The organism is Flavitalea plasmicola, assembly GCF_030546645.1.
Taxonomy (GTDB): Bacteria; Bacteroidota; Bacteroidia; order Chitinophagales; family Chitinophagaceae; genus Puia.
Genome location: NZ_JAUOTO010000003.1, coordinates 756694 through 778468, shown reverse-complemented (window position 1 = coordinate 778468; position 21775 = coordinate 756694). Strand labels below are relative to the sequence as shown.

Genomic DNA, 21775 nt, shown 5'->3' with positions numbered 1-21775 from the left:
GATCACAGGAAGCGGTACCGTACACCTCGTTATTCCGTTCCTCCTTGGCATTCGACCAGCCCCACGCCGGAATACCCGGTTTAATTTCTTTTAACATCTAAACATTACGTTATGACACAGAAGATAGACAGGAAGAAACAAGTCGACGCTGTAAACAACTTAAGCGTAAAGTCCTACCTGGAGATATTAGGGTATGATTCCCTCATAAGTGCTCGCGGGTACGCCCTCTTCCCGGCAGTATTTCCAAAGAAAGGTATAGTATATGTCGACAATGGCATAAATAAATTTCGCATAGGCCAGGGAAAACATATAGGCGGAGTCCTTGATCTTGCGACAATGCTTTTCGGTGTCAGTCGAACAGCTGTACTGAAGAATATAGCCCTCTACCGCATCGATCAACTTATGAGTAAATGTGAAAACAGGTAAGTCTCTGTCAATGTGTATCCCATTTAGGAAACACCCTGCCGGATTGTTCCTTTTTTACAATTACCAAAGGCGGAAACAATCCAGGCCTAATCCTGCTGAACCTCCCCTCACTAAGCACCTGGATCTGGGTGCCTTGGATAATTGGGCGGGAGATTTTATGGGGCAGTGGGAACCGTGTAAGCCCATTAATTGTTTATCCCCATTATACCTGTCTGTGTAAATGCAAAAGCTATCCATCAATATTCGTAGAGCACCGGAGAGTCGTTCAAATATAAATGAATAAATTCTGCAAGGCTTGGGGTAATTACTTTAAACTTATCTCCCGACGAGATTATGCCAATCTCATAGTTGTCCTCAATCTTTGAAAATCTGACTCCATACCACCAACTTTTGTGCATAAATTCCGCGAAGATTAGACAGTGTTCAATGGCACCACCGCCGTTTATATTAAATTCCTCTTCTAATGTTGTCAATTCTTGAAGTGGATAAAACAAAAATCCTTCATCATCAAAATAATTTGGGAACAGACTGACCATTCCATTTGTCATCATATATAAACGTCTAAAGTCATCAGGCAACTGCATATTTTTTGAAAATTCAAAATAGAGAATGTCGTCCAGATTATTGGGGGGGGATACGATTTTTTGCTTGCCCCAGAATTCTAACAATTGTTTCGCGGATTTTTCAATTTCCATTACTTCCATAAACTTAGTATTTTTTCCATCAATTCCTTCCTTGGTTCAAGGTTGATGTTTTTTAATTTGTTGCCACCTTTTTCTAGAGCTTTAGTATAAAGCTCCAACTGCTTTGCTACCCATTCCCTGGTTAACCCGCCCTTTGCCCATTGCTGAATCTGCTCCGACGTTAGACTTTCAGTCAAGGCTTTTGTCTGAGCAACGGCTTCAGCAGTCGCTCCTTCACCCCATCCAATTATCCGTCCCATCTTTGCAGACGTCAACCCAAAACCACCTGCGCCACCTTCAGGAAAGTCAAGATCAAATAATAAAATGAGAAATACACTACCCATCGCTGCACGGCCTGCTTCCTGAAGATTATTTTGATCTGGATTCGGATCTTGAGGATTTGGCAACAGCATTCCCCAAAGATAAGTTACAGGGTATTTTTCATAATAGTCCTTTTTGCCATAATATTGATATTGACCGCCAATAGTATATTTCTTACTGGGGTCCATAAAGCCAACCAAACTCCTGGGACCATTAGGATCAGCAATCATATAAACTCCCGGATCGCCGTCTTCATTTATATGAATTACCTTACCGTTACGGTCTATGTCTACTGAGGAAACAATGTTAGGGCCGTCCGTAGCATTTCTTCCATCAGGATCTAAAAACCTAACCGGGTTATCTACCGCATAGCAATAGGGGCTCCACCTCCTGTTAATATTTGATAAGGGATCGATAGTGGTAAAAAGCCCTAATTGGGGATCTTGAAATCTCGCATCATAGTCATATTCTTCTAATCCTGTTCCATCAGAAAACTCCCTATTCTGCAGTTCCTTACCGTTATACTGGTATTTATTCTGAGCGTATTGGCCCTTTAACGCTTTGTCGGATATCCCAGCCATCGTCAACCCAAACGGATAATAATTCGTCTCTTCCAGCAGCGGTCCCGAATAATGTGTTACACTTAGATTATCAAAGAACACTGAGACACTCTTCGTCTCATTCAGCAGGTAAATATACAAATATCCGTTCTTTTTGATCCGGATAGTATCCGTGGCCAGGGACATTAAATTATCCGCTGCTCCTACTCCCAGGGCCCCGCTGGCCGACTGATCATAATTGAACTGGTTATCGAGGGCTATGTAGTTCAAATAGGCTTTAGGATATACTGGCGGTGTGGGATTTTTATCATTCCGGAAAGCATTGACCCCACCCAGCAAGGGACTGGTCGAGCTATTACTCAGGGTGCTATAGTCCCCCTTAGCGCCTCCTACCATCGAGATAATGCCATTGGCCAGGGAGCTGAGTACATCGGTCGTGGCATCTGTGGTACCCGTCGATGTCTGCCCGGACTTCCAGAAAGAATTGACCCCTACCCGGTACAGGTCGCCTGCCATCACTTTTAAGATGATCGCCGGGCCTTCATGGGGGGTATTGCCATTGATCCGGCAGACGGAGTCATTCGGATTGGTGACGCTCGTTCCGAAGGGATTGGGACCGGAGCTGCCATTGACATAATAGCTCCAGACATTCGTCAGCGGTATATTGTAGAACAGTTTGTTCTCCGTGGCCCGGTAGGCGGCCTCCATCGTAGCCATATATTGCGCTGTATCCCGTTGCTGGGTCAGCACTTCCCTGGTATTGCCCAGGTGGTCCTTCTCAAAGAAGTCGTATTCCCATTTGTAGCCGGTGGTTCCATTGGTATACCGGTGGAATGCCCATCTGGCCCGGCCTTCTTCATGACCCACGAATTGCAGGGTGTCGATGCCGGCATTGGGGGTGATGATCGTGTCGCCCTGCTGATAGATAAAGCCGTTCATGTACAGGGTTGTCGTAGCATGTTTGGACAGGCTGTCCATCGTCACCTTGGCCAGTTTGTTGCCCCCGGCATCGTAGGTGTAGATGATGTTGCCCTTGCTCTTGATATGCACCTGTTGAGGGAGGTTCAGGTGATTATACGTGATGGGACTGATCCCTTTGTTGAAGTCGGTGATCATGTTCCCGTTCTGGTCGTAGGTGTAGTCCACCGATCCCTTGCCATTGGGGTTATAATGAAAATCGCCCAGGGTAGAATTTTGGTTGTTGGTGCCGTCCGTTACGCCCAGGAGCCTATTGCTGATACCGCTGAAGTTGTAGGAATAGGTCAGGGAATCGATGGTGGAAGATGTGGTGACGGTAAGCCCCCGCTGCTTCATGGCCAGGATATTGCCATTGGCATCATAGGTCAGACCGCTGACGCTGAAGTCGACGCCGGCGGATTTGTTAAACGCGCTGCCGGTGTATTGGTTAAAGTCGGCGCCTGTAAGGCGGTTGACATTGTCATACGTAAAGTCGTACTTCCTATTGATCCCGTCTCCGCCGCCCTTCCAGATCGTGCCGCTGATATTGCCGTTGAGTGAGGGGTTGGCATAGGTGTTCCCTGTGATGTCTGCGGCTTTGTCATAGCCCAGCTCCATTCCGAAGTAATTCCTGGGGTAGGCGCTGGTGCTGGTAAGGTAGTTCTTATTGATGCTGGTCAGCCAACCCCGGATGTTGTAGGCATAGGCGAGGCTGTCTACCTGATTGCCCAAGAATTTGTTCTTCAGCTGCCCGAGTTCGTCATACTGCACGCTGTCGATCAGCTGATCGCCTGTTCCGTCGATGTTCTTGAATATGTTTTTTAGCCGCCCGGCAGCATCGTAGCTCATTTTTGTAGATACGGTATGATACTGGGTCGAAGTGCCGGCTTTTTTATGACCCAGCAAGGTCCGCAGGGCCTTACCGCTAAAATCATATTGGGTAGTAATGGTATCGATACCATTGCGGTAGTTCGTGCTCTGCGCCTGGATCACCCGTCCATGGTCGTCGTAGAAGTTCACGGAATACAGGTACTGCGCAGGTGAGGAAGCCAGTACTTTAGTCATGCTGCCGGTCGTCATGCCGGTGGTGATCGCATAGGGCGTCATCGGTACCGCATAGGCGGGCGAAGTATTATAAGCAGTGTAGAACGAGTTGCCATCCTGGGTATGGTTATCCGCCATAGAAGCTCCTATGCCGGAGCCGGAACCACTGACCCAGTTATAGTCGTCATAAAATGTCTGCGTCAACACTTCATAGTTCGAGGCTGTGCTTGGATAGGTAGTGCTATTATTCGCGAGGTTTTGATGGTAGGTGCGGTCGTTTGCGTCTGTTAAAAGCCCCGTCCGATATGGCCTGTTCTGGCTGTCATATTCGGTCACCATCCATTTAGCCGGGCTTTGGGTCCGCAGATTAGCATCCTGTGTCATGACCAATCTGTCACGTCCGTCATATACCAACCAGACTTCTCCTGCTCCAGGGACCTTTTTAATGATCAAACGATGACGCAGATCATACTCGTAACGGAAACAGAGTTCATTTACTGCTAAAGGCCCGTATGTGCCCGTGAATCCCCAGCTATTGCTCAAGAGCCATTCCACTGCACGGGGCTGGATGACAAAACGTAGATTGTCCAGGTCGTCATAAACATAGTAGGTACACAGCCAGCCGCTGTGGCCGGCTGCCGGCGAGCTCCACAACTGTACTTTTTTGAGAATGACATGACCTTCCATATCCTTGTATTCATATACCTGGTGACCCTGTTCATCTGTAGTGCCATTCTTATACAGGAGTCCTGCTGCATAGGTCGTGGTACTGGTAGGCGTACTGCCGGCAGCGGCATCGATATTCCAGATGCGTACACTGTCTCCGGCCGTATTGACCTGGTATTGTCTGGATACCCCTTTATTATTGCCTGTCCAGCTATTGCCGGGTGCATAAGTAGTCATCACCCGGTTCAAGGGCGACGCTTCGAAATCCATTTTTCCGTAGTAATAACTCTCACCGGGGTATTGGATGGATCCGAAAGCCGCCTGCTGCAGGAAAGGATCGATCTTGAAATTACCATCGCTGACCTGATCCCCTGTTTGGTAAGCATTTGCCACAAAAGACAGGTATTTGTACTGTTCCCTTCCCAAGGCATCATAAACAACGGGCGCCACCATGTCTTTACCGGAAGGGCTCATTTGTTTTACCACCGTCTGCAGAGGCCTACCCAGGCCGTCGAAATATTGCGTGGCCTGGTTCACCCCAGCCAGTGGCAAGGCTACGAGCGCGGTTGGATCCTTTTCAGGAGCTTTCGCGTCCCAGGATCTGACATAGTTGACTGTAGCTGAAGTGGGATAGGCTGTGGGAGGCGTTACCTGTGCCTGGCTATCCTGGAGAACTACCAGGGTAGTCATCAGGAAGAAACCTGTAATGAATATTTTTCTACTACGTTGCATTTATATTGCTTATAAGTTAATATCCTGATGCCTTTATTGTAATTGTTGTCCGTCGAGGTAAATCGCCCAGCCTTTGGCCAGCAGGGTACTCACCGCTGTATTGGAAGAGGACGATCGTCCCGATCCCGCCGAGCTGATGTATAAAAATCCGCCACTCACAGTCTGTCCGCTGCCTGCTGCTATCTGGTTAAAGATCCCGTCCACCACACTTTGCGGAATTGGGATCTCCGCGTTGCCCGTGGGATCGTTGGAATAAAGCGGCCGGGCTGGAATGATATAGAAATAATTCAACTCTTTCAGGGCGCTCAGATCCTCCCGGTTCCATTGTGCATCTGTCAGGGACAGGAACTGTAAATGCTTGAACCAGGTGTTCCAATCGCTCTTAAGCCGGCTGATCTTAAACGTAGCATCGAAATAGCAGGCCAGGTTATTCCTCGCCAACTGCACCGACTGCAGGTCCGGGTTGCCGGCCATAAAGTCCTGCTGGTAGCTGAGGTTTTGAATGGTGGTGGTGCCTCCATCGCCCGTATTCAGGTGAAAATCATTGATCGAATGCATGGAGGACCAGTTGGTAACATTTGCCACGGATGACATGGAAGCCTGCTGATTGGAGCTGCTTCCAAACTGTTTCATATGCTGCGGAAGGTTGCCACGCAGATTTTTCAGCTTGGATACACTGGTCGCCGGCCGGTCCACGTTATCGATGTATTGGGTCTCTTCCGCATCGTTGTGATAAAAAGTCAGGGTTTTCAAACTTGTGTCGGCATAGGTATGCACCAGGTATAAAGCACTGCTGCCTTTCTGAATGGTGTTGGCCGGCAAAGGGTTAATAATATCGCCGGGATTGGAACCCAGCCGAACACTGGCGCCGTCGCCAAAATCCACGTAACAACCGTTTATGTTCCGGACCCCGTCGATTAGATTCCAGGCAAGGTCGACTTTGAAATACCTGCATCCCGTGATAGCGGGCAGAGCCTTCCCGGTATTCAGCGCCAGCTGAAAATGCATGGCGTCGCCTCCGGCGGATAGGGCTCCTCTATTGGCATTAGCGGTATCGGCATTCCATACTGAAATGAACCGGGCCTGGTTGGAGGCCGTATCCAGTAATTTTCCGTTAGCATTGAATACACCCACCGGGTAACTGAGGGTACCCGTACCGGCCAGGTTGGTCATGGATAGTACATAGCAACTGCTGCCGCAGCGGGTAGAGGATTGATATTGGTATTCGAATTGCTTGACAATATTGCCGTCCATGTCCCGAAGGCGCAGCAGGCGTCCCAGTTTATCATATTCATAATAGGTAATCCTATTGCCCGCATCACACTGCCCTGTAATTCCTAGCAGGGGTGTGTAGGCGTAAGTGAGCATTTGCGCCGTGGCGGGATATAGTCTCAGTTCATCAATGCCGCCAGTACCAGTGATGGAAACAGATGTGGTGCCCGTCACAGTATGCTGAAAATAAGTCCAGCCGTTGATTGACCTACCTTGTTTAACGGCCGTATTGCCAGTTACACTATAGCTGCTGCTGGTCTTACTCCAGTAAGAGACGATATAAGTGCTGCCACTCGTAAGGCCAGACCGGGAGCAGCTACCATTAGCCAGGTTGTAGCTTTGTGTCCCGGTAATGGCGTTGGCTGCATCCCTTGTAGCAGAACCGATGGTCCAGTTCCCCGGATCATCTGTCTCGAAGCTGGTATAAGCAACCTGATCGATCGTGGCATTGGTCGCTTTTGCGATCGGCAAAGTATTGGTATTGTTCCAAACATAGGAAATGGGCACGCCATCATGAGCAAGGACTTGCACCAGGGTACCTCCTGTATGGCTATAGGTAGCCTCATCCAGATACCGGCTGTCCTTGGAAATGTTCGTACCGGAAACGGCTGAATTGGTGAACGTCGCAGAAGGAGCTTGCAGGTTGACGAGCTGTGTTTTATTGGGATATACCTTGCCAGCCGGGCTGGTGGCAAAATCCCACCGAGTGAAATCAGCATGCGTCAAATTACCACCCTTCCAGTTGGTAACCTCGATTGGAGCAACAAGATACTGATCCTGCATCTCCAAGACCGGTTTAAGCTCAACGCCTGCTGCATTCTTGCTATTCAAATGACAGGTTGCAAAGGCATTCGTGGGATCCATGTAATTACTTCTCCGGAGATTAACGTAATTGATCCTTCCCTGGCCAAGGTTGTACCTGTACTTTTGAAAGGCCATCCAACGACATCCCATGGTGGTGCAATTGAACATGTCTGTATTAAGGGTACTTGTAGCATTGGAAACCCCTGCCGCGGCTGCCGATGCGCCATCAGAAATGGTATCACAATTAGCGATCCTGTAGTCAAATGTATTTTTATACTTTGTTTCTATCCGTTGCCCCTTGGAATTGATAGTTACTTTCCGGGTGAGCTGATAATGATAAGGGCTTTCATAAAAAGAAGTATCAATGGTAGTAATGTTATTATTATAATCTCTGGCTATCACAGTGTTTTGGGTCATCCGTCCGGAGACAAGATCATATAAGGTAATCATTGGGTTTGGCCCTGCCAATGTACTTGCAACTACGCCGGGCGTTTTGACAGGATCATCCTGGTAAACTGGATAGTAGGTGGCCTCCTTAATAATATTCCCGGCGTTGTCAAAATGCCCCTCGTACTTAAGCTGGCCCCGTTTATAGTCATAAGACAAAGGCGGGTCGGGAAAATTAGGTATGGACGCATCGCAGGGGGGTGCTGTATTAACATTCCTGTAGGCGACATCATCGTGATTAACGTCCCATAAGTTAGATCCATAGTAGCGGTAAATGCTGTAGCCATTCCCGGTCTGACTTACTTTTACTTCGTTGTATCCAATGTGGTTGCCCTGGGTAGTGCTCAAAGGGCGAATAGGAGATGGAGACTTATAATATTCGAGAATGGTACTGGCGTCGCATCCCACGCATCCATTGGGGCTACATGTATAAGTAGGAGAATTGTCATATTGCCCCGTTCCATATAGCTTGAACAAGTCGCTCCGGATTACCTGCACGTAAGTGGGGCGGCTGTATAAAATGCCGTTAGAAACTCCATTTGTCTGGTAGGAATAGGACGTCACCATATTATTGGAAGTAATTCCATCGTTTTGCGTAATCGTTTTAATGCGTAACCCACCTACCATAGCATTCCCATTGAATTGAGAGGTCTGCAGCTCATATACATTGCCTATGGCCCAGTCAGAGGAAGTGCTTCCGCTGATGGCAAGTGTATAAGAATGCGATCCGGCTCCGGGCTGGAGGATGACTTCTGCATGCGGAGTAGTTTGGTTCGCCTGTGCGCCCGCAAAGTTTGCGTAGGCGCCGAAGGTGCTATTCGTGGAGTTTATATCAACGGTAAAGCGATATGGGTTAGAGGTGCAGTTCACCGTGACGCTGGTTGAAACGGGTTGCCCTATATGCGATCCCACCCCGGCGGAAGCAGCCAATACGGGCGTATAGACGGGATAGGACAGCCAGGTATCATTAGCCTCAAAATCGTATTGAGCATATCCGCCGGTTGGATAGTTAATTTTATTCAGCGTGCCATAGCTCATTTCAGGCCAACTGGCATCCCGGTTAGCGCCGCTGACAGTAGTCCACTTATTCTGCGTGTAAGAAGGAATAAGGCTGCCATTCGTCTTTCCATTATAGAATCCCCAATGATCCTGGGCAAAATTCATCCTCCTGGGTGCGAAATTGGGGCTGCCGGAAGGCGCCAGATAGGAAAACTTGTAAGGAGGCACTTTGATCGACCCATCGCAGGATAATTCCTGCAAGCTGTCCAATCGCAGACGCTTTTTATCCGTCTGGATCGTACCATAACTGCTCAGGTTGCCGGGCAGCGTTGTCGAATTATCCTGGAAGTAGCTGTAAAAGAGATTGTAAGTTTTACAAAAAGTACCCGCATTGGTGATTTGTATGGATCCCAACGAGGATGCCTCCAAATTAATGTCATCAGTAAACGAATTCACATTGTAAGACGCCAGGTCCTGTCTGATGGCACCAGCTGTGAAGGAGATTGTACCATTAGGGAAAGCTATCTGACTGAGTCTTACGCCGTTGATGCATTCTTTGATTGGCTTATATTCGGTCGTGGTATTATTACCTCCGTATATGGGAAACATGGAAATGCTGAAATAACTGTAGTTCTCTGCCTGGTAGGTCAGATTAATGGAGAATTGATCGTCCGCTGTGGATATCTTATTCAAATACCAGCTTGAAACGACAGTGCCCTGAGTAATACCCGATTGGGGATCATATGGGTAAGTGATCTCCACCGGATCAACATCTGTCGTGCTGGCCGTTCTTCCAAAATAGTATTTTGCGCCGTCAGGTGTTGTAATGATGAAGTTCTGGAAGCTCCCCGAACCTGTGTACGTCGGAACAATTTTGAAATCCTGCTCCGGCAGCAGGATTGGCGTTCTATCGTCCCGAAAATAGAACTTGCCTGAATAGTTGCCAAAATTAAACGAATACATATCCGGCTCACCATCAGTGCTGCCATTAGCAAAATCTAAGTCGTCCGGAACCATTCCGTTTATGGCAGCAGGGTTTCCTGAAGCGGGAATAAATAAATAATTGAGATATCCATAATCACTATAATGTCCTTTAGAACCATCTGTACGGGCTCCAGGGGAAACGCCATTTATTCCTTTTTCATCGGCGCCTCCTCGTACAGTTCTCGTTATGACACCGCCAGCATTGAGGGACCAACCCGCTCCGACCCATCCCGCAGGCTCCATGACTTTCATGCCCGATGCATGGTAGCTAAGGCCGATGGGCAGGGATAATGGCCCGGCTTTAACAGTATAAACAGGAATATCTATCTGCGGGATTCCCGTATGATAGCTGACAGGAATATCCGTGTATTTACCCAGCGATCCCGCCGTAGGTGAAGCGATGGACACTTCATTGTAGGGATTTTTCTGCGCCTTCAGGCCTGCTGCAAACAACATCATAGCAGAGGTTATGGCAGGAATGAGATAATGAGCCTTCATCTTCAGCATATAAATTATTAGATATTTTTACATTAATTAAGTCCATACCCCAACCTAAACACCACCGCCTGGGTTTTGGGCACTTGCTGATAGCTCAAAAAGTCCCACAGCAGCTGTACTTTCGTTTTCCTGAACACCCGGCTCTTCATCGACACGGTCTTGCTCACTCCAACGAGGCCACTCTTCACCCAGTTATCCCATTTTCGTAGCTGCTGCACGCTGGCGAAGGGGGTGGTATAGTTATATTCCAGGCCGCCTGTGCCGGAGAAGCTGCCTTTTATTTTTATGTCAATAAAGGAGCGCAATCCCACCCCCTGACTGGAAAAAGCAATATGCTGGATCCCATTTCCCCAACCCAATTTGTAGCTGGCGCCCAGACCAATGACACTCCGGTCACTGAGCTTATAGCCCACTGACAAGCCAAAATCCGACACCGTAGGGAAATAATAGTTGTTGCGGGTGGTCTGGAAATTCATCCCATACTCCAATCGCTTCCAGAAAGTCTTTGTCTTTTGGTCATTCGGCTTAAAGCCTGGCATGTCGATGTCGCCGCTGCCGCCGCCCAGTTTGCTCAGCTTATCCTTATACCCATCCAGCTGCGACTCCGCCGATTGCAGGTTGGCTTGTAAAGCCGCGGCGCCGCCCGATCCACCTGCTGACACCTGCTGCTGGATCAGGGCCGCCACCTGGTCGCGGGTCTGCAAGCCAGACAGGCTGGCTGGATCGCCGTAATTGGAAGGCAAATTGAACAACCCCGCCAATTGGGAGTTTTGTTTCATGAATGCCTGAAAGGCCGGCAGCTTGCCGAGGATCGCCAGCGCCTGCTTCGTCAGCTTGTCCGGGTCATTCAACATCTCCTTATACTGGCGCACCTGCTGCGAGTAGTAATAGATATCCTGGTTCATCCCCTGATAATCCTTTCCCAGGAGACTGGACAAACCACTATGCTGCTGGACATATTGAGCAATCTGCTGCTTGCGCTGACGAACAAACTCCTTGATCTGGTCCGCGTCCTGCATTTTTGCCTCCAATGCCTTCAGCTGCGAAAGAGAGCCGGCAGCTCCGTCATTCTTCAGGAACTTCAGCATCCCCTGCAACGAATCCGCATAAGCCTGGTATTCCCCATTAATATGCAAGCTCCCGCCACCAGTATCACTGACGAGCTTTCGGGACAGCGCATCATACTGCCCGATCGATCCTGCGAACAACGTCTTTGCCGCCGCCGAATCTTTCTTATATAATTTGTTATACATGCGCTGTTCACGACGGCGCATACGCTCCAGGTATTTTTTTGTCTGGCGCGTCAGCTGATCGTCCAGGCCGGCAATCCTGTTCTCTATTTTGCTGAAGAAGTGGGAAGGAAAATTTGTTACGGCAGTAGCCTTGTCAGGCTGGTCCTGCGCATAAGAGGAATAAGATATACAGAAGAGCAGCAATAGGATTGCGCTCCGGGGTCCTTGCATAAGAAGCCGGTTTAAGGGTGTTGCGCAGGGCATAGCCCATACGTCTACGGTTATTGCTACTTACTAATCAAAGTGGGTTGAAAAAATAGAAAGGACTTCAAGGGATAAGGGAAATTACTTAAAGCGAAATAAAGGAAATATTGTTAATCGACGGTTAATTGCTTCAAATTTTTTTCACAATTTTATGGGAGTATCGTTAATACCAAGCCTCGGGCGCGGGCGATTATGGTTTTCAGTCGAATCTTTTGAAGCAAGCAATCCATAGTCCAAATTGCCATCATTCTATTATAAAACTGCATATTGTATATAGCGAAAAAAGAATAAGCGGTATTAATTTAATAACTAATCAGCATCAGCCATAAAATAGCCATACACTTGCTGTATTTTTACTATATGAAATACACAGTAAGGCGTAAGACGCAATACTGGTATCAGATCAAAGAAGGCAGACGAATAGTAGCAGACTGTACCCGTGGCGGAAAATATAAATGGACGGTTTTATCGAAGTCGGGGTCTGTAAAAATTATTGGCCATGCATTGGATTCTCTGCAGGATGCCGTAGATGCCTTTATTGCGTACGGTAAAAAAGAAGGGGATGTTTAATCCCCTTTCTTGATTTCCTATCTATTTGTCTTTTTTAAGAAGCCTTTATCCGGTGTTGAGATGCTGCAATTTCTCGTTTTACCTTATTCATAACTACATTTCCAGGATTGCGCCACCAAATGGCTAATTTGGGATAATCCGAAAATTGGGGCAAAAGAAAAAACCTCCAGGGTTAGCCAGAGGTTTTTCAGAGAAAAATTGGATCTAAGTTTTCATAAAGTCGGCAAACGGGCCGGGTGTAGGGCAGCTGAAAAAGCTGCAGGGGTGTCGGATTTTTCGGATATTGGATTCGGGTACGTATCTGTTGCTTTTGACAGAACAAAGATGGAAGAAATACCCAGCTCCACCAAACAATGGCAAGCTGGGTTCGAGCATTTGATCAGTAAACTTACAGGGCGTTAAGGGTATTGCTTATTTCGGGTAGTCAACCTAACAGACAGAATGAAAAAGCGCCTATCCTACCTCAGGCCAAATAGAAGCTTTCACTTCAATACGTTCAAGGTCATCGCTTCCAGGAAACCTAACATTCCCAAAAGAACCTAATCACCCCGCCGCCATCTCCTTCAACTTCTGATGAAAATCCTCCACCTCCGCTTTTTTCAACATTTCCGCCGTCAGCTCCAACAATTTTCCCTGGTCCTCTTCCGAGATGATCTTCTTCAACAGGTTACCAGGATCCGTTACCGACAAACCCTGCTCCACCGCCATAGCCAGCAGCAACACCATCCTGCAGGGAACCCGAATGTCCAGCTTCACATTCGTATGCAGGGCTCGCAGTGACAACACCGCGTCATACATCTTCGCAACTTCTTTCACCGTAGACATAAAGCACAATTTTTTCAATGAATAATTACGCATCAAAAATATCTCAAGTAGACATATCCCACCTATACAGAATACGGCCAGGTATTTGAAAGGCACCTGCCTCGTTCTACCTTCACCGAGTGAATATGAAGCCGTGAAGTATGGAGCATTTATCATTTGAACAGCTCAGCCAGATTGATATCGTCGCATTTCTTGCAACCCTGGATATCCATCCGCAAAAAGAAAAGGGATTTCAATTTTCTTACATGTCGCCGCTGCCCGGGCGCCGAACCGGCCAGCCTACATTTATCGTAGACCGGAAGCGCAACCGATGGCGGGAAACCTCTTCCCGGCAGACCGGCACCGTGGTCGATCTCGCCGTCCGACTCTACAGCTGTACCATCAGCGAACTCAGGGAAAGACTGCTGGCAGCCCATCGTTCCGTATCACAGCTTGATGCTTCCGATGACACAGTCCTTGCCGAAGACATTACCATCGTAGAAACCCGTCCCATTCATTCCGCCTTTCTCGACCGGTATCTATGGACCCGACGAATAGCCTTACCTGTGGCACATATTTACTGCCTCGAAGCCTGCTATACCAGGGCAGGCCAAACCTATCAGGCACTCGCCTTTCGGTGCGACGATGGAGGATACGAACTGTACACACAGCGCCACCACTACCGGGTACCCAATAACAGTCCGACCCACATCATCCGCCAATCGCACAGTATCGCCGTCTTTCGGAATGTCTTCGACCTCCTGACGTTTGCCACCATCTTTACGGAACCCGCCCAGGCGTTCCCTGACTTTCTCGTGCTCAATGGGCCAGTCCCTTTCCACGCAGTCGGGGAACAGCTCAAACCTTATCGGTATAAACATCTTTTCCTCCCCCATGATCCTGCCGGCATTGCCTTCACCAACCTGGCAGCCGCCAGTCAGGAAGGCATTCACGATCACCGGTCGCTCTACCAGGGTTATGCTACTCTAAACGACTGGGTCTGCCGCATCGGCACCACCCATTTCCCACCACGACTGAATGGCTCCTAAAACAGCCTCCGGGCCCACCAAATCCAGCCCTCCCCCAGGGACGGCAAGATGAACAAATGTTACACGCCGCGCCGCTGCCGGCCTTACCGGCAGGCGTATCGACAACAAGATTTTATCACCAGTAAAACCAACGGACAATGGAACCCAAAGATGAAAAAAGAAGCAAATGGCTCAACATCCGAATGACCGAGACCGAGTACGAACAGGTTGAAAAGCTCCGCCAGCAATCCACCTGCAAGTCGATCAGCGACTATGCCCGCAAAACGGTCCTGGGCAAGCCAGTCATCATGCGCTATCGCAACCAGTCCCTGGACGATTTCATGGCCAGCATGCTCCAGCTGCAGAACGAGCTGAACGCCATCGGCAATAATTTCAACCAGTCCGTCCGCCGCCTGCACACCCTTCGGCAGCTCCCGGATCTGCAACAATGGATCCTTATCAACGAACAGGACAAGACCCAGCTCTTCCACAAGATCGAAAACATTACCCATACCATCCATAAAGCCTATCAGCTATGGTCGCGCGTATAACCCCCGTCGAAAGCATTTCAAAAACGCTTCAGTACAGTGAGGAAAAGGTGACACAACACAAGGCTGAATTTATTCATATGAAGAATTTTTTACAGGATAAAAACAGCCTGACCTACGCCGAAAAAGTCCATCGGTTTCAACACCTCAATGAGCTCAACACCCGCGCCAAATTGAAAATGTTACACGCCACACTCAATTTTGAACCATCGGAAAAGCTCTCCAACACGCAGCTGGCCGACATCACCGACCGCTATATGCAGGGCCTCCAGATGCAAGACCATCCCTACCTGGTCTACCGCCACCAGGACGCCAAGCATCCCCATGTCCATATCGTGGCCTCCCTTATCCGGTCTGATGGCACCCGCGTCAACACCCACCTGATGGCGCCACGCCTGTCCGAACCCACCCGAAAAGCCATCGAACAGGAATTCAGTCTCCAGCCATCCCAACAAAAACAACGGATCAGAATACCTCCCATCGAAGCCGTCCAAAAGATCGTCCCCGGAGACAATATCCCTGTAACGCAGGCGATGGACAGGATTCTTGGCGCCGTCAACCGGCATTATCATTTCGCCAATCTTCACGAGTACAATGCCATCCTACGCGCGTACAACGTTACCGCCGAAACCGGCAGCCCAGGGAGCAAGACCCATCTGCACAAAGGGATTTACTACACCGCCCTCGACGATCATGGAAACAAGATCAGCCCGCCGGTCATGGCGTCTCAACTGACCAGCCGGCCCACCCTTTCACGGCTCAACGAGAAATTTCATCAACCCGCCGTCAACTACATGGACAACCTATCGTCCATCCGGCAGCGCATCGACTGGGCCCTGGATCAGCAGCCGGAAACCCTCCGCGAACTGCTCACCCACCTCCAGGCCGACGCCATTGAGATCGTCACGCCGCCGCGCAACGGGAGAAATCCGCACGACTACGTCTATGTAGATCACCGCACGAGGACAGCCGTGACCGGCAATATCCTGGGTCCGGCCTATACAACCAGCGCCGTGACAGCCGGCCTCACTCAACACCATCGGACTCCACAGCATAAGCAATCGCAACAGCAGCCGGACAGCTCAAAGTTCAATTCCAACACACCGCAGCTCCTTTCAGCCCTTCTTCACACTGACCCCGGCGGACCGGGTCCCGATCCCTACCAACAAGACCTCGGCCACGCTCCCCGACGCAAACGCTGATCCAATCATCATAAGATCATGACCATGCAACCGACGAACGAGAATAATTACCGGGAGCTGCGTAACCTGGCAGCCTGCTGCTGCGCAACCCTGCTTGCGTTTCATTATTATTATTTCTGTCATCGCGGCCTGGCGGCCTGGGCCCTCACCCACCCCATTGCCGACCGCTTCGCGGCCGGCCTGGCCTCCGCCGGGCTCTTCCGCCACCCCGCCCTTTCGCTTTCGCTTGCCCTTTTAGCCCTGGCCGGAACTACGCTCGGTGCCAAATCACCGCTGCAGATCAAGCCCCGCCGACTGATCGCGATCCTGATCCCAGGCGCATGCTGCTACTTCGGCGGTATCCTGCTGCTTTATCTGAATGCCGATCCAGCCCTCCTTACCATTACCTATATGGCCGTTACACTCGCCGGTTTCGGACTACTGTACACCTCCGTCAAAGCCCTTGCAGGTCTTGTCTCCTGGCCATCCAAACGAGGCGTGTTCAATCAATACAATGAAAGCTTTCCCCAGGAAGAACGCCTGCTGTCCCATCCCAATTCCCTTCATCTCAAAGGGCGCTATCGCTTCCGCAACCAATGGCGGCAAAACATCATCAACCTGGACGTGTACCGCGGCACCATCATCATGGGCAGCCCCGGCAGCGGGAAGACACGGTACATATTCCGGCAACTGATCCAGCAATCCATCGATCGCGGAATGGCCATCTTTGTTTACGATCTGAAGTACGATGGCCTCACCCGTCTGGTCTACAATACCCTCGAACAGGCAAGGCCCAAACTCACCAACGCCCCAGCCTTTTACTCCTTTAACTTCGACAACCTGGACAACCGCTGTAATGTCCTCGATCCCGCCAGCATGGAAGACCTATCCGATGCCTCCGAATGCGCCCGCACCCTGCTCTACGGGATCAACCGACGCGCCGCCCACCAACAGGGCGAATTCTTCACCGAATCGGCCGTCAATTTTTTCACCGCCAACATATGGTTCCTCCGCCAATACGAGAACGGCCGGTACTGCACCCTACCCCACCTCATCGAACTAATGTCCACCGATTATGCCCGCCTATTCTCCGTTCTCCGGTCCTATCCGGACATCGCGACCCTGGTCCATCCATTCACAGAGGCCCTGCAGTATAATGTAATGGAGCAGCTCCAGGGCCAGCTCGACAGTGCCCGCATACCACTTTTTTCCCTGGTATCACCTAAATTATATTATCTGCTATCCGCCAGCGATTTCAGCCTGGAAATCAACAACCCAGCTGCTCCCAAGGTCCTGTGCCTGGGCTCCAACCCGCAGAAACAGCACATCTACGGCGCCGTTATCAGCCTCTTTGTCAGCCGAATGCTCAAGGTCGTGAACAGGAAAGGAGGCGTACCCTGCCATATCTATATAGACGAATTCCCCACCTTCCACGCACTGGGAATGGACACAACCCTAGCCACCTGCCGCGAAAATAGAGTGGGGATTTTTCTCGGCATACAAAGCCTCGATCAAATGAGAAAAGAATATGGCCGTGATCATGCAGACGCCCTTTTCAACCTGCCAGCCAACCTCATTTGCAGCCAGGTCACCGGAGACAGTGCCCGGCTAGTCTCCGAACGTTTCGGCAAGATCCTGCAGGAAAGATCAACCGTCAGCACCAACAGCCGGGACAGCTCCACAAGCCACAGCCTGCAGCTCGACCTCGCCTTGCCCGCCAGCAAGATCGCCACCTTGTCGTCCGGCGAGTTCGTAGGAATCACCGCCGACAGCCCAGATCAACCCATGCCGCTGAAAGCATTCCACTGTCAGATCACGTTGGAGCAACCTACGCAGGAAAAAGAAAAGCCCACACCATCCAGGACAGTGCGCAAAGAGGTGCAGGAACAAACCTTCCGCCAAATCCAAAACGAAGTGAAACGAATAGTGGAGAAAAGATTGGATCACATGAGAAACACGCCGGCCCTTAGCAACCTTATCATTAATCCAAAAGTGGGGGCGCGCCGTAAGAAAAAAGGCCTTGAATGACCCTCAGATTTATCGGGTTTTCATCCACCAGAACTATTCATCTCCAACCTTATACAGCTTTTTCATTTTAGCCAGGTATTCTTCAAAAGATTGGATTCTGTGAAGATAAAGTAAACGCTTGAATTTCTCTTTCAACTGCTTTTCATAGCAAAGCACCTCGAACACATAACAGTCATTACTAATCTTACGAATCCCAAGGAATTTTTTCAATTCATATTCCTCCGCCAAGATGATGGAAAATTCCATATCCAGGGCCGGCAGGATCTCCTTCTCTTCCCTGATACAATACATGTACGCTATTGATTTGGGAAAACCTTCCCGGTTCCCACTTGCATCCAATATATATAAGTGCCCCGGATTTATTAACCCAGCAACGGACACACCATCAAAGATCTTGTTCATAATTATTAAAGATTATATTTAAAATGTCTTTCTCTATCTTATCCTCCTATCTGACGTTCAATCATGCCAGATATCAATTTCACCATACAAACGGCAGCGGGGCCGGCTGTAAGCTACCGGAACCCCGTACCGTTTTTCAACCTCAAAAACCCCTAAACCTACTAATCAAGCTTAACTAAACCTTATCCTACGAAAACACTCTTTTATTTAATCTTTAGTCGGTATAGATATCAGACCCAGGCGCAACCCCACCTGCACAAGCTCCAGCGGCGTCCTTATCCCCAGTTTATAATTGATATGCTGCCGGTGCTTATCTACGGTCCGCTTATGGATATGCATCCGTGCAGCAATTTCTTCTCCGCCCAAACCCTCCAGGATGGCCTTAAACACTTCCTTTTCCCTTGCTGTCAGCCGCTCCAGCGGATCCTGCGGGCCACCCTTTCGTTCCAAAAGCCTGATCGCAATCTCATTACTATAGAATTGCTTACCCGTCATCACCGTTCGGATGGCAAAAACAAGCGTATCCAGTCCGATGTTTTTCAGTATGACTCCCCTGGCCCCAGCCCTTATTATTCGTTCAGCCTGTGATCCATCGTCCATATCAGTGAGAATAAGTATGCAAGTACCTGGCCGCCGCGCCATTAAAATTTCTGTAGCCTTGATCCCGCCCCTCCCTGGAAGGCCGTACTCCATCAGCACAACACCATATTCTCCGGAACACACCATCGCAATTGCTTCCTCCGTCGACTCAGCTTCATCCACCTGAAATTGCTGCCAGGAACCCGTTTCTGACAACAACGACTTAATGCCTGCTCTGACTATGCGATGTTGATCCGCGACAAGGACGTGCATGATCTGACTGTCCCTTACGCGCATATCAATCTTTCTTTTTACCGATAAGCTTCGTAAAAATAAATAGGCTTCCTTAGAATGCAAATGATATAAGTCACTTAACGAAGGCGTCCGCGCATACGGCTAAGCGTTTCACGCCTCATATCGAGGTAGGATGCAAGATCTTGAACAGGGACCCTCCTGACTAGCTCTGGCTGGTTTTCAAGCAAGAGCGCATATCTTTCTTCCTTCGTCAGCATACGAAGGTTTCTTGCCTGACGATGCCATATACGTAGGTACTTATTGGTTAACACCCTCCCTACTACATTAAATTCAACGAAAGTTTTGTACAAGTACTTCAGGTCTTCATAAGTAATATAGAACAGCTCAGTGTCCTCCAATGCCTGTATGTAATCCTTGCTCTGGGTCTGATCGTAGAAACTATCAATAGAGACGACAACCTCCAATTCTCCAAAAAACCAATCGGACACATCGTCGTCATGTAGGATATAAAAGCATTTCAATAAGCCTTTTTGAATAAAATACAAATTAGCGCAGATCTCTCCCTCCTTCAAGAGGTACTCTTCAGTCTTTATCGATCTGTATTTTATAATCATGCGCAAATGTGCAAGGCAGGCGGCAGATAGAGGCCATCCCTCAGCGGTAGCGATCTGGTCGAGAAAGGACAATAGTTCTTCCATAAAGACAGATAAGGTTAAATACTGATGGCAATTTAATAATCCCCTAAATTAAACCACACCAGTACTGCAATTTTGCTACATAAAATTAAGTGTTTTCTCTTATAATCTCCTATTATGGGCCACTTATGCAAACATGCACCCCTACTTGACTCATATAAAATAAATATCACCTAACTGCATTCATTACCTGCCCGTGTGTTAAAATGATTTTTATCACATTCGTGCATTTTAGAGCGCTCCCTATTTTTTGAAATTATTTTTTAGGATAATTTTATTCCAGACTGCAACTTTCCAATGCAGCAACCAAAGTATTCATTCAATTAAACCTTACAAAATGAAACGTGTACTCCCTATCATGCTCCTGCTTCTATTTATGCTCTACTCATTTCAGGCATGTAAAAAAGATCAAAACAATACTAACACAGGCGCCCTCAATCAGCATTTAATTGAATCAGCAAAACGCTACTTTCAAGACAATTTGGAGCACGCAAAGCACGATCCCACTGGTATTTACCGAACCGACGCAGCAAAATCCCTTGACTGGCAGGCCGCGCAAGTAGCCAGTCTGTCCAATGTTCCAGTTGTTATAGTACCTGTACACTATCTAAAAGACCTCTTTATCAAAACTACTTTCGGAGGTGAAAAGCTTTTCAGCCTTAATGAAATAGTGCACCTTGTCATCTATAAGGACAAGAACAATAGCTACCAGGCAGAGCTGGTCACAGCCTTTCCGGATACAAATGCTCTGCAGCGCAATGCAAACAAATTCTCAGGCATTATCTTCGTTGAAAATTGGTCAGGCCAACGCATTCATCAATTTAAATTGACTCCGGACGGACATACATTTATCTACAATGATCAATATGGTATTCAAAACAAGTCATCGAAGATAAGCTCGTCTGAAAATCCCGTTCAAACTGATAGGGTCATTGCAAACTGTACTACAATATATGGCTATAATTACGCAGCAGACGATCCCGACCATGGTTATGCATGGTCCGAACCAGGAGGATGCTGGTATATGTACATACCCGACCCCTTAGAAGCAGGCGGAGGAGGAGCAGGAGGCTTCGGAGGAGGAGGCGGTTTTTCAGGCGGCGGTTATGGGTCAATTGGGCACCCGTCAAGCCCCACAGCTCGCTTTGCGACCATTAACAGAGGGCCGAATACAATTGCCAGTATTCAAGATTACCTAAAGTGTTTCACCAACGTAGGCGGTACAGACCATGTATATACCGTTACTCTTTGTATAGATCAACCTGTTCCAGGCACAAGGGAGCCGTGGAGTTTCCAAAATAGCCCTGGAGCAAGCTCAGCTGCCAATAACCCCTTCGACGTCGGCCACACTTTCCTTGTCTTTTCTGAAACCTATGGAGGTACAACCATTACCAGGAACGTTGGTTTCTATCCTCGAACAAGCGTAAATCCACTGTATCCATCAGATCAAGGGCAGTTGAATGATAATGAAGGATCCTCCTACAACCTATCACTTACCATTGCTATTAACAATGCGCAATTCTTTAACATGCTGAACTACGTTTCGCAAGGGAACAATCCAGGTTACATGTATAATCTGAATAGCAATAACTGTACAACCTTTGCCATCAATGCCCTGCAAGCTGGCTCGGTGAACTTATCCACCCAGATCGGTACATGGTTTAAAGGTTCGGGCTATAACCCGGGGGACCTGGGAGAAGATGTCAGGAACATGCCTTTATCATCGAATATGTCTCGCAGTACAGTCGAAAACTCCCATCCAAATGTTGGCAATTGTAATTAACTTACTTACTTAA

The 21775-nt window shown here is 48.6% G+C and carries 15 protein-coding genes; 7 read left to right on the top strand and 8 right to left on the bottom strand.

Annotation, left to right across the window (positions count from 1 at the left end):
- Nucleotides 1-111: 111 nt before the first annotated feature.
- Complete coding sequence (locus tag Q4E93_RS13195) at nt 112-426, top strand: hypothetical protein (RefSeq protein ID WP_303585881.1); 315 nt, start codon at nt 112-114, stop codon at nt 424-426.
- A 236-nt stretch (nt 427-662) separates the two neighbouring features.
- Here Q4E93_RS13195 and Q4E93_RS13190 read toward each other — a convergent pair whose 3' ends face one another.
- From Q4E93_RS13190 to Q4E93_RS13175, 4 genes are read right to left on the bottom strand one after another with little or no spacing between them, the layout of a single operon-like run.
- Nucleotides 663-1130, bottom strand: a complete 468-nt coding sequence (locus Q4E93_RS13190) for an SMI1/KNR4 family protein (RefSeq protein ID WP_303585879.1) — start codon at nt 1128-1130, stop codon at nt 663-665.
- Nucleotides 1121-5389 carry a DUF6443 domain-containing protein gene (locus Q4E93_RS13185; protein WP_303585877.1) on the bottom strand — a complete coding sequence of 1423 codons (4269 nt, stop codon included), beginning with the start codon at nt 5387-5389 and terminating at the stop codon, nt 1121-1123. The genes Q4E93_RS13190 and Q4E93_RS13185 overlap by 10 nt, the downstream gene beginning before the upstream one ends.
- 33 nt (nt 5390-5422) lie before the next feature.
- Nucleotides 5423-10402 (bottom strand): RHS repeat domain-containing protein, encoded by a 4980-nt coding sequence (locus Q4E93_RS13180; RefSeq protein WP_303585875.1) that lies wholly within the window; start codon nt 10400-10402, stop codon nt 5423-5425.
- 23 nt (nt 10403-10425) lie between these two features.
- The gene (locus Q4E93_RS13175) at nt 10426-11856 is read right to left on the bottom strand and encodes a hypothetical protein (RefSeq protein WP_303585873.1); all 1431 of its coding nucleotides are present in this window, start codon (nt 11854-11856) and stop codon (nt 10426-10428) included.
- Between the two features lie 393 nt (nt 11857-12249).
- On the opposite strand from Q4E93_RS13175, the gene Q4E93_RS13170 reads away from it, so the two are divergent.
- Nucleotides 12250-12459, top strand: coding sequence for a hypothetical protein (locus Q4E93_RS13170; RefSeq protein WP_303585871.1), 210 nt, complete (start codon nt 12250-12252; stop codon nt 12457-12459).
- A gap of 543 nt (nt 12460-13002) precedes the next feature.
- Here the strand turns inward: Q4E93_RS13170 and Q4E93_RS13165 are convergent.
- Nucleotides 13003-13284 (bottom strand): hypothetical protein, encoded by a 282-nt coding sequence (locus Q4E93_RS13165; RefSeq protein ID WP_303585869.1) that lies wholly within the window; start codon nt 13282-13284, stop codon nt 13003-13005.
- Between the two features lie 140 nt (nt 13285-13424).
- Here Q4E93_RS13165 and Q4E93_RS13160 point away from each other — a divergent pair, with 140 nt between their 5' ends.
- From Q4E93_RS13160 to Q4E93_RS13145, 4 genes are all read left to right on the top strand, one after another.
- Nucleotides 13425-14312, top strand: coding sequence for a DUF8464 domain-containing protein (locus Q4E93_RS13160; RefSeq protein ID WP_303585867.1), 888 nt, complete (start codon nt 13425-13427; stop codon nt 14310-14312).
- 137 nt (nt 14313-14449) lie between these two features.
- Nucleotides 14450-14842 (top strand): plasmid mobilization protein, encoded by a 393-nt coding sequence (locus Q4E93_RS13155; RefSeq protein WP_303585866.1) that lies wholly within the window; start codon nt 14450-14452, stop codon nt 14840-14842.
- Nucleotides 14827-16041 (top strand): relaxase/mobilization nuclease domain-containing protein, encoded by a 1215-nt coding sequence (locus tag Q4E93_RS13150; protein ID WP_368501878.1) that lies wholly within the window; start codon nt 14827-14829, stop codon nt 16039-16041. The genes Q4E93_RS13155 and Q4E93_RS13150 overlap by 16 nt, the downstream gene beginning before the upstream one ends.
- A gap of 24 nt (nt 16042-16065) precedes the next feature.
- Entirely contained in the window at nt 16066-18048 is a 1983-nt protein-coding gene (locus Q4E93_RS13145) for a YWFCY domain-containing protein (protein WP_303585862.1), read from the top strand.
- A gap of 33 nt (nt 18049-18081) precedes the next feature.
- On the opposite strand, the gene Q4E93_RS13140 is transcribed toward Q4E93_RS13145, so the two are convergent.
- The 3 genes from Q4E93_RS13140 to Q4E93_RS13130 form a co-directional block, all read right to left on the bottom strand.
- Nucleotides 18082-18450 carry a hypothetical protein gene (locus tag Q4E93_RS13140; RefSeq protein WP_303585861.1) on the bottom strand — a complete coding sequence of 123 codons (369 nt, stop codon included), beginning with the start codon at nt 18448-18450 and terminating at the stop codon, nt 18082-18084.
- A 207-nt stretch (nt 18451-18657) separates the two neighbouring features.
- A complete protein-coding gene (locus Q4E93_RS13135; RefSeq protein WP_303585859.1) occupies nt 18658-19326 on the bottom strand; it encodes a response regulator in 669 nt (222 codons plus the stop codon).
- Between the two features lie 74 nt (nt 19327-19400).
- Nucleotides 19401-19982, bottom strand: a complete 582-nt coding sequence (locus Q4E93_RS13130; protein ID WP_303585857.1) for a Crp/Fnr family transcriptional regulator — start codon at nt 19980-19982, stop codon at nt 19401-19403.
- Nucleotides 19983-20316: 334 nt separating this feature from the next.
- Between Q4E93_RS13130 and Q4E93_RS13125 the strand changes: the two genes are divergently transcribed.
- Nucleotides 20317-21762: a hypothetical protein gene (locus tag Q4E93_RS13125; protein WP_303585856.1), complete on the top strand. Its 1446-nt coding sequence runs from the start codon at nt 20317-20319 to the stop codon at nt 21760-21762.
- Nucleotides 21763-21775 lie beyond the last annotated feature (13 nt).

Excerpts from the sequence above, each read along its gene's own strand:
- Q4E93_RS13185 (WP_303585877.1), bottom strand. The coding sequence starts at position 5,389 with ATGCAACGTAGTAGAAAAATATTCATTACAGGTTTCTTCCTGATGACT.
- Q4E93_RS13140 (WP_303585861.1), bottom strand. The coding sequence starts at position 18,450 with ATGAACAAGATCTTTGATGGTGTGTCCGTTGCTGGGTTAATAAATCCG.
- Q4E93_RS13145 (WP_303585862.1), top strand. The coding sequence starts at position 16,066 with ATGCAACCGACGAACGAGAATAATTACCGGGAGCTGCGTAACCTGGCA.
- Q4E93_RS13150 (WP_368501878.1), top strand. The coding sequence starts at position 14,827 with ATGGTCGCGCGTATAACCCCCGTCGAAAGCATTTCAAAAACGCTTCAG.
- Q4E93_RS13160 (WP_303585867.1), top strand. The coding sequence starts at position 13,425 with ATGGAGCATTTATCATTTGAACAGCTCAGCCAGATTGATATCGTCGCA.
- Q4E93_RS13125 (WP_303585856.1), top strand. The coding sequence starts at position 20,317 with ATGAAACGTGTACTCCCTATCATGCTCCTGCTTCTATTTATGCTCTAC.
- Q4E93_RS13170 (WP_303585871.1), top strand. The coding sequence starts at position 12,250 with ATGAAATACACAGTAAGGCGTAAGACGCAATACTGGTATCAGATCAAA.
- Q4E93_RS13190 (WP_303585879.1), bottom strand. The coding sequence starts at position 1,130 with ATGGAAGTAATGGAAATTGAAAAATCCGCGAAACAATTGTTAGAATTC.
- Q4E93_RS13180 (WP_303585875.1), bottom strand. The coding sequence starts at position 10,402 with ATGCTGAAGATGAAGGCTCATTATCTCATTCCTGCCATAACCTCTGCT.
- Q4E93_RS13130 (WP_303585857.1), bottom strand. The coding sequence starts at position 19,982 with ATGGAAGAACTATTGTCCTTTCTCGACCAGATCGCTACCGCTGAGGGA.
- Q4E93_RS13175 (WP_303585873.1), bottom strand. The coding sequence starts at position 11,856 with ATGCAAGGACCCCGGAGCGCAATCCTATTGCTGCTCTTCTGTATATCT.
- Q4E93_RS13155 (WP_303585866.1), top strand. The coding sequence starts at position 14,450 with ATGGAACCCAAAGATGAAAAAAGAAGCAAATGGCTCAACATCCGAATG.
- Q4E93_RS13135 (WP_303585859.1), bottom strand. The coding sequence starts at position 19,326 with ATGCGCGTAAGGGACAGTCAGATCATGCACGTCCTTGTCGCGGATCAA.
- Q4E93_RS13195 (WP_303585881.1), top strand. The coding sequence starts at position 112 with ATGACACAGAAGATAGACAGGAAGAAACAAGTCGACGCTGTAAACAAC.
- Q4E93_RS13165 (WP_303585869.1), bottom strand. The coding sequence starts at position 13,284 with ATGTCTACGGTGAAAGAAGTTGCGAAGATGTATGACGCGGTGTTGTCA.